Below are 11,622 nucleotides of genomic sequence, written 5' to 3'. Positions count from 1 at the left end.
TACCGAAGCCGGGCCGACGGTGCCGATCTCGGCCCCCGGGTAGTAGTGCCCGAGGATCTGCTCGACACTCTGGCCGCTGCGCGCGTTCTGCAGGGCACCGTGCTGGCTGAGCCCCCGGCCGTGCCCGGGACCGGCCTCGGCAATCATCCGGTATACCTCACCGGCGGAGGGCGCCAACAACGATCCGCCGATCAGCAGAGCCGTGGCGCCGCAGGCGAACATCGGCCCGGGCCTGATCCTCCGTCCCCGCATCGACCGGGGTAATCGGCGCACTACCAGCGGATTACCAAGGCGCAGCGGAGCTTTCGAGCGAGTTATGCTGTTTCGGTATGGCATACGAGCACTCCCATCGATTCGCCCGGACGTTTGCCTCGACACGACGTCGGCATGTCGTTTCGACCGGCCACGCTCCGGGAGCTACATTCGAGCGACCAGGTAAGCCTCAACCTCAGGTTTAGATTTGTGACGAATGTGGCTAGTGTGGTCTGTGAGACTCGAGTACGCAAGCATGACTTGCTCACCGATCACCGGTTGCAACCCTGATTGGAGATGCTCGTGCCCTACCGCAAACCGAAGCGTTCCTACGTCCTGCCGGTTGTCGCGCTGATTGCGGTAGCGGGGCCGCTCCTGGTTCCCACGGTTATCAGCCCACACAAATCGGCCGATCAGGTGGAACTCACCGCCGTACCGCCCCTGCTCACCGAGCAGGCGTTGAGCAATGCCACCGATATCGTCCTGCCACTGGCCGAACTGACCGGCCTCGAACTCCCCGACCTGCGATTATCGGATTTACAAGCACTCGATCTGTCCGGACTCGCCCCGGCCGATTCCCCATCGGGGCCGGCATCCGGCCGACAGGTCCCCGGATTCGTCACCGGCGCCCCCGGCGGCGGCACACCCTCCGCCGACACGCCGGCACTCACCCCCGGCGTCATCCCCCCTGAATTCATGAACGCCGTCGGCGCCCAGGTCAAGGAGCTGACCCGGGAAGAGCCGTTCAGCATGGTCGCGCTGACCGCGCCGGACCTGGCCAACACCACCGTCATGGTCCGCGCCGAACAGCCCGACGGCGCATGGGGCCAGTGGTACGAAGCGAGCCCGATCGACGGCGCCGACGGCGTGGCCGACGGCGCGCCCGCAGGCACCGACCCGATCTACGTCGGAAACACCACCGCGGTACAGGTTCTGGTCACCCGGACACCACAGCAGGCCCCGGGCGGACCACTGTCCCCAACCCCGGCCGCGGCCGGTGCACAAGAGCCGCCCCCCGATCTCACCGCCGTCCTGATCGATCCCGGTCGCGGCGCAGTCGACGACAATTTGCAGGATATCGCCGCCGCCCTGCCCGGCGGCGGACCGCGGGTGATCACCCGTAATCAATGGGGCGCCGACGAATCCATCCGCTGTCAGGAACCCACCTACGACGACGGCCTCGGCGGTATCACCGTGCACCACACCGCCGGTCGCAATGATTACAGCAAGGGCGAATCGGCCGGCATCGTGCGCGCCATCTACGCCTACCATTCGAAAACTCTCGGCTGGTGCGATATGGGCTACAACGCCCTGGTCGACAAGTACGGGCAGATCTTCGAGGGGCGCTACGGCGGCCTGAACGAACCGGTGCAGGGCGCACATTCGGGAGGTTTCAACGAGAACACCTCCGGGGTCGCGATCATGGGCGACTACCAGACCGAACAGCCCACCGACGCCGCGATCGAAGCCACCGGCAAGTTCATCGGCTGGCGCGCGAAGATCGCCGGACTCGACCCGAAGGGTCAGACCACCATGTACTCGGAGGGTACGGAATTCACCCCGTACGCCCGCGGAGAAGAGGTGAAACTGCCGGTGGTCTTCGCGCACCGCGACGTCGGCAACACCAGCTGCCCGGGCGATGCCGCATACGGGCAGATGGACCGTATCCGCACCATCGCCGCGGGTGAAGCCGGTGGAACACAATCACAATCGCAGACCCCGCGCAGCCAGGCCTCCCGCTCCGACCTGGCCGCGCTCGCCGATCTCACCGCCAAGCTGCTGACCATGGTCAATGACAACCTGATCGCCAAATACTGGGTCGCCAAAGGCGGCCCCGACGGCCCACTCGGCCAGGCGACCTCCGAACCTCTGCCCGCGGCGCAGGGCCAGCAGTACGCGAAATTCGTGAACGGGTACGTCTACACCACCCCCGACGGTCAGGCCCACGAAGTGGTCGGCAAAATCCTCGACCGCTTCCTGGAGCTCGGCGCCGATGCCGGTGCCCTCGGCCTGCCGCTGACCAGCCCCTACCCGGTTCCCGAGGGTTTGCGTGCCGATTTCCAGAACGGTTCGCTGATCCTGAACCAGGCGACCGATGTCGTCAGCACGCTCTGGAAGACCTACAACGAACTCAACCAGCAGCAGGTCCAGGGTGCACCGGATCAAGCACCGCACCCGCAGGCCGCCCCGATGCCCGCGCCGGGACTACCGCAGGGAATCGCACCGACACCGGCACCCGCGCTCGCCGCCCCGCCGCCCGTGCACGACCAGGTGCCGGGGGCTCCCGCACCGGCCTCGGCCGCCCCGGCTCCGCAACCACAAGCGCCCGCTCAGGTTCCGGCCCATTCACAAGCTCCGGTTCCGGGCCAAGCGCAGGCCCAAGCTCCGGCTCCGGGAGACAGTTCCACGCCGAGCAGTCCCAGCGCGCCGGCGCCCGCCGGTGCGCCGATCCACGAAACGCCCCCGGCACAACCGGCACCCACCGGCGCGCCGACAGCACCGCCCGAACCTTCCGGCACGCCGGAGCAGCAGTCGCCACCGCATAACCCGCTACCGGCCCCGGCCAGCCCAGAAGGAGCTCCAGCACCCTCGGCAACCGCCGGCGAACCGATAGTCCCACCGGCCCCGGCCGCCTGAATCGAGTCCGGATCACCGCGCCGACCGTGTACCACGGTCGGCGCGGTTCTGTGTACGGCCAATGTTGCTCGGTCTCCGGCCAGCACTTTTCGAACTCCCGGCGTCCGGGTGAGCCGCTGGATGTGCGCACTCTCTACTTGGAAGAGTCGGCGACCAACGCGCGGCGCGCACATGCCGGCACCCGGACCTCGCTCTCGGTGCGGTCCTTCTCGATGCTCCGGGCAGTCCTCCTCAGCCCTCAGCGGGCCCCCAGATCCCGGCTCGCGAACGCTCCGCTCGCAGACCGGCCCCGGTGGCCGGCTGAGCCGCCGAACGTGGACAGTGTTGGCAGGACGGTACCGGCCATCTGTGTATTTCGACGGGCGGCGAGCGGACGCTGCGCGAGGAGCCGGGACAGTCGCGGGCCATCAGATCATGCGCGGCCGCGCAGATGCCCCGATACCGGTGACGGCAGTCCCGGTGCGCGTCAGCGGTGCGTATCGTCCTGCGGCCACCAGCGTTCCAGCACCCGCGCGACCCCGTCCTCGGAGTTCGTCCCGGTCACCTCGTCCGCCGCCGCGATGGCCTCCGGATGCGCATGGCCCATCGCGACACCCAGTCCCGCCATCCGCAGCATCGGCACATCGTTGGGCATATCGCCGAATGCGACCATATCGGCCGGATCGATACCGAGCCGCTCGCCGATGATGCGCAGCCCGTGCGCCTTGGTGACGCCGGGCGCCGAGATCTCGACCAGCCCGTGATCGGTCGAATAGGTGATATCCGCCCGGTCACCGATATGCCCGGCCAGTGTCGCCGCCATATCGCCGCTGCTCGCCTCCGGCAACCGGATCAGCATTTTGATCGCCGGGGAGGCGATGACCTCGTCGCGTGCCACGGCCGTATCGTCGGGGTTCAGCCACGCGTGCACGTATTCCGGCGAGCTCACGAACTGCGGCGTCGCCGCATCGTGCGCGCTGGCGCCCACCCGCTCGGCCGCCAGACCACATCCGGGCAGTACCTTCTCCGCGAGATCGGCGAGCCAGGCCAGCGTCGGCACATCGAGGACGGTGGTGCTCAGCACCCGGTCGGTTTCGGGGTCGTAGAGCACCGCCCCGTTACCGCAGACGCACAACGGCGCGAACCCGAGCCCCGCGACCACCGGCGCAATCCACCGCGGCGGCCGCCCGGTCGCCAGCACGAACTGCACTCCGTCGGCCACCAGCGCCGCCACGACATCCCGGGTCCGCGCGGTGACCCGCTCGTACGGGTCGATCAGTGTGCCGTCCACGTCGGAGGCCACAAGCTTGGGTTTGGGCAGTTGCGATGCGGTCACCTCGCCCATTCTGCTGTGTCCCCGATAGGGCGAGCCCCCGCGGGCACCGACTGCGGGGTGAACACGCAGCGAGCCATCCGGCGCGCAGGTCGCGGAAACGCTCCCTATGATCAGGGACCACACCTGATATCGAGGGGAATGATGGCCGGCTTTCTGTTGCGACGCGCACTCAACTACGTCGTACTGTTGCTGCTGGCGTCCTTCTTGACCTTCAGTCTCGCCTCGCTGACCTTCCGGCCGCTGGACAGCCTGGAACAGCGCAACCCGCGTCCCCCGCAGTCGGTGATCGATGCCAAGGCCGAGGAACTGCATCTCGACGAGCCGATACCGCAGCGCTACGTGATCTGGATGAAAGGCGTGGTGCAGGGCGACTTCGGCGAAACCCTCGGCGGACAGCCGGTGAGCGAAGAACTCGGCAGGCGGGTGGCGGTGAGCCTGCGCCTGCTGATTCTGGGATCCATCATCGGCACCGTGCTCGGCGTGCTGATCGGCGCGGCCGGCGCAATCCGCCAGTACAGATTCAGTGACTACTTCACCACGGTTTTCTCGCTGCTGATCCTGTCCACCCCGGTCTTCCTACTGGCCACATTGTTGAAGTTCGGTGCGCTGGAGATCAACTCACTGACCGGCCAGCAGATCTTCCTGTACACCGGCGAGACCTCCGCCGGCCATATCGAGGGTTTCGGCGCGCAACTCGTCGACCGGCTACAGCATCTGGTGCTGCCCACCTTGACCCTCGCGCTCGGCGGTATGGCCGGATACAGCCGCTATCAGCGCAACGCCATGCTCGACGTATTGCAGAGCGATTTCATCCGTACCGCGCGAGCCAAAGGACTCACGCGGAACAAGGCGCTCTACAAACACGGTCTGCGCACCGCGCTCATCCCGATGGCAACACTGTTCGCCTACAGTCTCGGCGGGCTGATCACCGGCGCGACCTTCACCGAGAAGATTTTCGGCTGGCACGGCGTCGGGGAATGGCTGGTCGATTCGATCAACGCGCAGGATATATACGTGGTCGCCACGGTGACCGCGTTCGCCGGTCTGGTGGTGCTGGTGTCCGGGTTGCTCTCCGATATCGTCTACGCGATTCTCGACCCGAGGGTGCGGGTGGCATGAGTATCAACGAAACCGAGATCCTGGTACAGGGCGCGCCGGAACCCGCGGCGAGTGGCCGGCGCAAATTGGTGCTGCGCCGTTTCCTGCGGAACAAACCCGCACTGTTCGGCGCCGCGATCCTGGTCCTGCTGTTCCTCGCCGCGTTCGTACTGCCGGGATTTCTGCCGTACGACCACAAGGAACTCGATTACACCGCGCTGCTGCAGCCCCCGAGCCCGCAGCATCCCTTCGGCACCAACGAAATCGGGCAGGACGTACTCGCCCAAACCCTGCGCGGCCTGCAGAAATCGCTGATCATCGGATTCTGTGTGGCGGTGGCCTCCACAACCCTAGCCGCGCTGGTCGGGGCGATCGCCGGACTACTGGGTGGCTGGACCGATCGTGCCCTCATGTGGCTGGTCGATCTGCTGCTGGTGGTTCCGAGCTTCATCATCGTGGCCCTGTTCGCGCCACGCACGAAGGGCAGCGGTTCGATCGTGCTCTTGATCGTGCTGCTCAGTGTGTTCGGCTGGATGATCAGTGCGCGGATCGTGCGCGGTCTGACCATGAGCCTGCGCGAACGCGAATTCGTCCGGGCTGCACGCTATATGGGCGCTCCCACGCATACGGTGATCCTGACCCATATCGTGCCCAATATCGCCTCGATCCTGATCATCGATACGACACTCACCGTGGGTGCCTCGATCATGGCCGAAACCGGTCTGAGCTTCCTGGGATTCGGTGTGCAGCCGCCGGATGTCTCGCTGGGCACACTGATCGCCAACGGCACCAGCTCAGCGATGACCTACCCGTGGTTGTTCATGTTCGCGGGTGGTCTGCTGATCGTCACTGTGCTCTGCGCGAATCTGGTGGGCGACGGGTTACGTGATGCCTTCGATCCCGGGGCGAAGAACGCCCGGTCCCGTCCGTCCCGGAAGGAACGGAAAGCGCAGCGAGCGCAGGAGGCCCGCACAGCGGAGGGGTCGGGGAAATGACCGGAGGCAACACGATGACGGAATCGGCGGCGAACCGGTCCGGTGGGTCGGCCGCGACGGAGTCGACCGCGCCGCTGCTCGAGGTGACCGGCCTACGGGTTTCCTTTCCCAGCGAAGAGGGTCGTATCGAGGCCGTCCGCGGTGTGGACTACTCGGTGGCCGACGGCGAAGTTCTCGCCATCGTCGGCGAATCCGGTTCCGGTAAGTCCGTATCGTCACTGGCGGTTATGGGCCTACTGCCGGAACAGGCGCGCGTCGGCGGCTCGATTCGGTTGCGCGGCCGGGAGCTGATCGGGCTGGGCGACAAGGAATTGTCGCGGCTGCGCGGCAGCGCGGTGAGCATGGTGTTCCAGGACCCGCTCTCGGCGCTCACCCCGGTATTCCGGGTGGGCGACCAGATAGCCGAGGCACTGCTCGCGCACGGTGCCATGAGCAAAGATGCTGCCGCGAAACGCGCGGTGGAACTGCTGGACCTGGTCGGTATCCCCGATCCCGAACTGCGGGCCAGGGCTTTTCCGCACGAGTTCTCCGGCGGAATGCGCCAGCGCGTGGTGATCGCGATGGCCATCGCCAACGATCCCGCGTTGATCATCTGCGACGAACCGACCACCGCACTCGACGTAACGGTGCAGAAGCAGATCCTGAACCTGCTGCGCAAAGCGCGCGATATCACCGGCGCCGGCGTCATCATGATCACCCACGATATGGGTATCGCCGCCACCATCGCCGACCGTGTTGCGGTGATGTACGCCGGCCGGATCGTGGAAACCGCGAGTACTGCGGCATTGTTCCGGAACCCGCGAATGCCGTACACCGTGGGCCTGCTCGGCTCCATCCCCCGGATGGACGGATCCGCACGCGCGCCCCTCATCCCGATCGTCGGCGCCCCACCTGCCATGCACGCGCTACCGCCGGGATGTTCGTTCGCGCCACGCTGTCCAGTGGCGATCGACGACTGCCGGGCCGCCGAACCACCGCTCAGCGAAACCGATCCGGGTCAGGCCGCCGCATGCATCCGCACCGCCGAGCTGAGCTCCGGCGCATTGTTCGACGCGTACCGCCAGGAAGTAGGGGCCGCGGCCGCCACACCCGCAGCGGATGCCCGGGTCGTATTGAAGGTCACCGACCTGGTGAAAACGTTCCAGATCACCTCCGGTGTACTGCTGCGGCGCCGTAAAGGCGAGGTTCGGGCGGTGGACGGTATCAGCTTCGAGATCCGCGCCGGACGCACGCTCGCCCTGGTCGGCGAATCGGGGTCCGGAAAATCGACAACACTTACCCAAATCCTCGACCTCGTGAAACCACAGTCAGGATCCATCGAGGTCATGGGCCGCGATGTGGCGACCCTGACCCGATCCGAACGTCGCGAACTGCGCCGGAAACTGCAGATCGTCTTCCAGGATCCCACCGCCTCACTCGACCCCCGCCTGCCCGTGGCCGACGCCGTTGGGCAACCGATGCGGATCGCCGGGCGGCCGAAATCCGAGATAGCCCAGCGGGTACCGGCGCTGCTGCGGCAGGTGGGCTTGCGACCCGAACACGCCGACAGGTATCCGGGCGATTTCTCGGGCGGCCAGAAACAGCGCATCTGTATCGCCCGGGCCCTCGCTCTGGACCCCGAACTGCTCGTACTCGACGAACCGGTGTCCTCACTGGATGTGTCCATCCAGGCCGGAGTACTGAACCTACTGCGCGACCTGCAAGCCGAACGCGGGCTGTCCTATCTTTTCGTCTCGCACGATCTGTCGGTGGTGCGGAATCTGGCGCATGATATCGCCGTGATGTACCGCGGCGAGATCGTGGAAGCGGGTCCGGCCGAGCAGATCTTCGAAGCCCCGGAACACGCGTACACACGGTCGCTGATCGAGGCGGTACCCGTGCCCGTGGTACAGGGTTGACAGGCGTGCTCGCCGGGCCCACCGGCAGGAAGGAAGTATCGGCCATGAGGATTCGATCTGTGGGGAGAAGGCTCGCGGTACCGCTGTTCGCCGTTGCCCTGCTCGCGGCCGGGTGCGGCGCGAACGACACCGGTGCGCCGGAAGGCGCGGTCGCCGCGCTGGGGACGGTCAACGACATCAACCCGCACGATGTGAGTGAACTGCGCGACGGCGGGAATCTCCGACTGGTCATGTCGTCCTACCCGGAGCAGTGGAATCCGCTGCAATTGGACAGTGACGGTGGAGTCGCTTCCGTCGTCAGGCCGACATTGCCCCGGTCGTTCGTCACCGATTCGGCCGGCAAGATCTCCGTGGACACCAACTACTTCACCAGCGTGGAGCTCACCAACACCGAGCCGCAGCAGGTGACCTACACGATCACCCCGAAGGCCGTGTGGTCGGACGGCAGCCCGATCACCTGGGAGGACATAGCCTCCCAGGCGAACGCGCTGAGCGGCCGCGACGACCGCTTCCTGATCTCCAACACCATGGGCTTCGACCGGGTCGAGAAGGTGGAGCGCGGGGTCGACGATCGCCAGGCGATCATCACCTTCGAGAAGCATTTCGCGGACTGGGCCGGGCAGTTCGCGGGCAACAGCATGCTGTTGCCGAAGGAGGCAACCGCCACACCCGAGGCGTTCAACGAGGGCTGGCGAAACGGCGTCACCAAGACCGCCGGCCCCTTCGTCGTCCAGTCCACCGACCGGGCGCAAGGCCGGGTCGTGCTGGGCCGTAACCCCAAATGGTGGGGCGATACTCCCAAACTCGACACCATCACCTTCAGCGAACTGGCGTCCGAAGCGATGGTGCCGGCGCTGGCGAACAACGAGGTGGACGCGGTCGGGCTCGGCACACGCGATGATATGGAGACCGCGCGCAACACAGCCGGCGTAGTGATCCGGCGGGCACCCAGCAACTTCTGGAATCACCTGACTTTCAACGGTGCTCCCGGCTCACTGCTCGAGGATCCTGCGGTACGTGTAGCGATCATCAAAGCAATCGACCGCAACGGTATCGCCAAAGCCATGCAGAATGGGCTGGTCCCCGACCCGAAACCACTGAACAACCACATCTTCTTGCAAGGCCAGGACGGCTATCAGGACAACAGTCTGCCGTTCGACCCGGAAGCCGCGGCCCGGGAACTGGACGCCCTCGGCTGGAAACTCAACGGCGACGTCCGCGAAAAGGATGGACGCCGGCTCGAGATCCGCGATGTGATGTATAACGACCAGACCTGGGTGCAGATCGCGCAGATCATCCAGCAGAACCTCGCCCAGATCGGGGTCAAGCTCGTCATCGAGACCAAACCGGGGAACGGTTTCTTCACCGATGTGATCCAGCCCGGCAATTTCGATGTGGGCCAGTGGAGCTGGCAGGGCGATGCGTTCCCGCTGAGCAGCATCCCGCAGATCTGGGGCTACTACCCCGACGATCTGCAGGGCAACTACGGTCGCATCGGTTCGCCCGAACTGAACGAGCTGATCGAGCAGACGCTGTCGGAGCTGGATCCGCAGAAGGCCATCGATCTGGCCAATCAGGTCGATAAGGAGATCTGGGCCGAAGGGCATTCGATTCCGCTGGTGCAGTCTGCCGGGAATGTCGGCGTGCGCGATAACCTCGCCAACTACGGTGCCGCCGGACTCGCCTCGCTCGACTACACGAAAATCGGATTCCTGAAGTGAGATCCCGGATAGGCCACCCACTGGCCTATCCGCTGTGCGTAACGATCGGCGCCCTCGCGGTACTCACCGCGTGGGCGCCGTTTGCCGATCCGGACCAGCTCAGCGCATTGGCGGTGGTGGCGATCGGGATCGTGGGGTACAGCGGGTACCGGATCGCGGTGGCGCTGGGTGTTCTCCAGGGCGGCATCGGCGACCGCGGAACAGTCACCGTGCGGCGGGTCCGGCAGGAGTATCAGTTGCTCAGCCGGTCCTGGCTGGAACTGCGCGATGGTGAGCGCATCCGGTGGCTGCCGGTGTACTTCGGCCCCGAACTGATCTCGTACACCGGCGGCACGGCTCTGCTGAGCGACCGTCAGGTGGTACTGCGGAATACGAATACCGACCCGGACACCGTTTCCGACAGTGGATTCCGCATATTTCCGTCGGGTCGCGCACGTGATCAGGAGCCCCCTGGACGCCTGATCGACAACCCCACACGGACCGACCCGGACGCCCCGGTCCGCGCACGGACCGCCACGAAACTCACCCGGCGGCTACTGCTGGACGCCCAGTCCGCGGTGGCGGCACCGTTCGCAGGTCTGCTCTGGGTCTACGTCGTGGGCGGTGGCATTCCCGCCTTCACCGGCGCATGCTGTGTCGCCGCCGCGGCCGCCCTCTGGCTCGCCGCAATCCGCGGATCGGACCCGAGCTGACTCGGCTCAGTGCGGGATGGAGTCGATGATCCTGCGCGCACCCTGCCGCAGCAGGTCCGATCCCACGAAGAAGCCCAGTGCCTGCGGATCCTCCGGGACACCCCAATGCTGCGAATCCAGCCATTGAGTTCCCTCGAGGTTGAACACCTTGCCGTGCAACGAGAGCCGGCCGGCGGGTTCGATCACGCAGACCCCGGCGATCGGCGAATTGCAGTGGCCCTGCAGGGCGTGCAGCATCGCGCGTTCGGCGTCGACGACGCGGCGGGTTTCGGCGTGGTCGAGCCGGCCCGCGAGTTCTCGGACCTCGTCGTCGTCGGCGCGGCAGGCCAGGGTGAGGACACCGGCGCCGATCGGGGGGCACATGATTTCCAGCGGCAGGATTTCGGTGATCCGATCCTCCTGGCCGATCCGGTACATACCGGCGACGGCGGCGATCAGCACATCGCAGTACCCGTCCTCGAGCCGCATGAGCCGGGAGTTCATATTCCCGCGCAGCGGTTTCATCTCGAGCTGCGGATAGTGCAACCGCAGCTGCGCGGCCCGGCGCACCGAACTGGTGCCGACAACGGTTCCCGGCGGTTGTTCCGACAGCGGCCGGCCGTCCTTGGTGATGATCGCGTCGCGCACATCGTCGCGTTTCGGGAATCCGGCGAACGCGATACCTTCCGGAATCGGTATATCACCCGGAATATCCTTCAGGCAGTGCACGGCCAGATCGGCCTCGTCGTGCAGCAGGGCATCGTCGATTTCCTTGACGAAAGCCCCCTTGCCACCGAGTGCTGCCAGATCACCCATCCAGCGGTCACCGGCAGCGGTCACCTTCACCAGTTCGGTTTCCGCACCGAACTCGGATAAACCAGCCGCCACCTGCTCGGCTTGGGCAACTGCCATAGGACTGGCCCGGGTCGCGACCCGGATAATGCGCGAGGCCATGGCGTGACTCTACCGCCGCCCGAAACCGCGGCAACCGGCCGTCCCCACGGTCTCGGTATCGAAGTCAGGCCGCCGGAAACC

The 11,622-nt window shown here is 66.1% G+C and carries 8 protein-coding genes and 1 pseudogene; 7 read left to right on the top strand and 2 right to left on the bottom strand.

Features of this window, described 5'->3' with window-relative positions:
* Positions 1–549 precede the first annotated feature (549 nt).
* Both ON22_RS00585 and ON22_RS37160 read left to right on the top strand, forming a co-directional pair.
* Positions 550–2,889 carry an N-acetylmuramoyl-L-alanine amidase gene (locus ON22_RS00585; protein ID WP_063820510.1) on the top strand — a complete coding sequence of 780 codons (2,340 nt, stop codon included), beginning with the start codon at positions 550–552 and terminating at the stop codon, positions 2,887–2,889.
* A gap of 50 nt (positions 2,890–2,939) precedes the next feature.
* Positions 2,940–3,089: pseudogene (locus ON22_RS37160) on the top strand (hypothetical protein); the annotation flags it as partial.
* A gap of 266 nt (positions 3,090–3,355) precedes the next feature.
* On the opposite strand, the gene ON22_RS00580 reads toward ON22_RS37160, so the two are convergent.
* Positions 3,356–4,213 (bottom strand): Cof-type HAD-IIB family hydrolase, encoded by an 858-nt coding sequence (locus tag ON22_RS00580; protein ID WP_033243832.1) that lies wholly within the window; start codon positions 4,211–4,213, stop codon positions 3,356–3,358.
* A 132-nt stretch (positions 4,214–4,345) separates the two neighbouring features.
* Here ON22_RS00580 and ON22_RS00575 point away from each other — a divergent pair, with 132 nt between their 5' ends.
* The 5 genes from ON22_RS00575 to ON22_RS00555 are packed head-to-tail and all read left to right on the top strand — an operon-like array spanning position 4,346 to position 10,608.
* A complete protein-coding gene (locus ON22_RS00575) occupies positions 4,346–5,323 on the top strand; it encodes an ABC transporter permease (RefSeq protein ID WP_033244439.1) in 978 nt (325 codons plus the stop codon).
* A complete protein-coding gene (locus tag ON22_RS00570) occupies positions 5,320–6,297 on the top strand; it encodes an ABC transporter permease (RefSeq protein WP_051157012.1) in 978 nt (325 codons plus the stop codon). Before ON22_RS00575 ends, ON22_RS00570 begins: the two co-directional genes overlap by 4 nt.
* Positions 6,298–6,311: 14 nt before the next feature.
* Positions 6,312–8,195, top strand: a complete 1,884-nt coding sequence (locus ON22_RS00565; RefSeq protein ID WP_051157011.1) for an ABC transporter ATP-binding protein — start codon at positions 6,312–6,314, stop codon at positions 8,193–8,195.
* Between the two features lie 44 nt (positions 8,196–8,239).
* Positions 8,240–9,916 carry an ABC transporter family substrate-binding protein gene (locus ON22_RS00560; RefSeq protein ID WP_033243831.1) on the top strand — a complete coding sequence of 559 codons (1,677 nt, stop codon included), beginning with the start codon at positions 8,240–8,242 and terminating at the stop codon, positions 9,914–9,916.
* Positions 9,913–10,608 (top strand): hypothetical protein, encoded by a 696-nt coding sequence (locus tag ON22_RS00555; protein ID WP_373280834.1) that lies wholly within the window; start codon positions 9,913–9,915, stop codon positions 10,606–10,608. Before ON22_RS00560 ends, ON22_RS00555 begins: the two co-directional genes overlap by 4 nt.
* 6 nt (positions 10,609–10,614) lie before the next feature.
* On the opposite strand, the gene hemC is transcribed toward ON22_RS00555, so the two are convergent.
* Positions 10,615–11,541 carry a hydroxymethylbilane synthase gene (hemC, locus tag ON22_RS00550; protein ID WP_033243830.1) on the bottom strand — a complete coding sequence of 309 codons (927 nt, stop codon included), beginning with the start codon at positions 11,539–11,541 and terminating at the stop codon, positions 10,615–10,617.
* Positions 11,542–11,622 lie beyond the last annotated feature (81 nt).

Source organism: Nocardia carnea NBRC 14403 (assembly GCF_000308515.1).
Lineage (GTDB): Bacteria > Actinomycetota > Actinomycetes > Mycobacteriales > Mycobacteriaceae > Nocardia > Nocardia carnea.
The sequence above is the reverse complement of the archived record's forward strand: the minus strand, read 5'-3'. Positions and strand labels throughout refer to the sequence as shown.

Excerpts from the sequence above, each read along its gene's own strand:
- ON22_RS00580 (WP_033243832.1), bottom strand. The coding sequence starts at position 4,213 with ATGGGCGAGGTGACCGCATCGCAACTGCCCAAACCCAAGCTTGTGGCC.
- ON22_RS00560 (WP_033243831.1), top strand. The coding sequence starts at position 8,240 with ATGAGGATTCGATCTGTGGGGAGAAGGCTCGCGGTACCGCTGTTCGCC.
- ON22_RS00565 (WP_051157011.1), top strand. The coding sequence starts at position 6,312 with ATGACGGAATCGGCGGCGAACCGGTCCGGTGGGTCGGCCGCGACGGAG.
- ON22_RS00570 (WP_051157012.1), top strand. The coding sequence starts at position 5,320 with ATGAGTATCAACGAAACCGAGATCCTGGTACAGGGCGCGCCGGAACCC.
- ON22_RS00575 (WP_033244439.1), top strand. The coding sequence starts at position 4,346 with ATGGCCGGCTTTCTGTTGCGACGCGCACTCAACTACGTCGTACTGTTG.
- hemC (WP_033243830.1), bottom strand. The coding sequence starts at position 11,541 with ATGGCCTCGCGCATTATCCGGGTCGCGACCCGGGCCAGTCCTATGGCA.
- ON22_RS00585 (WP_063820510.1), top strand. The coding sequence starts at position 550 with ATGCTCGTGCCCTACCGCAAACCGAAGCGTTCCTACGTCCTGCCGGTT.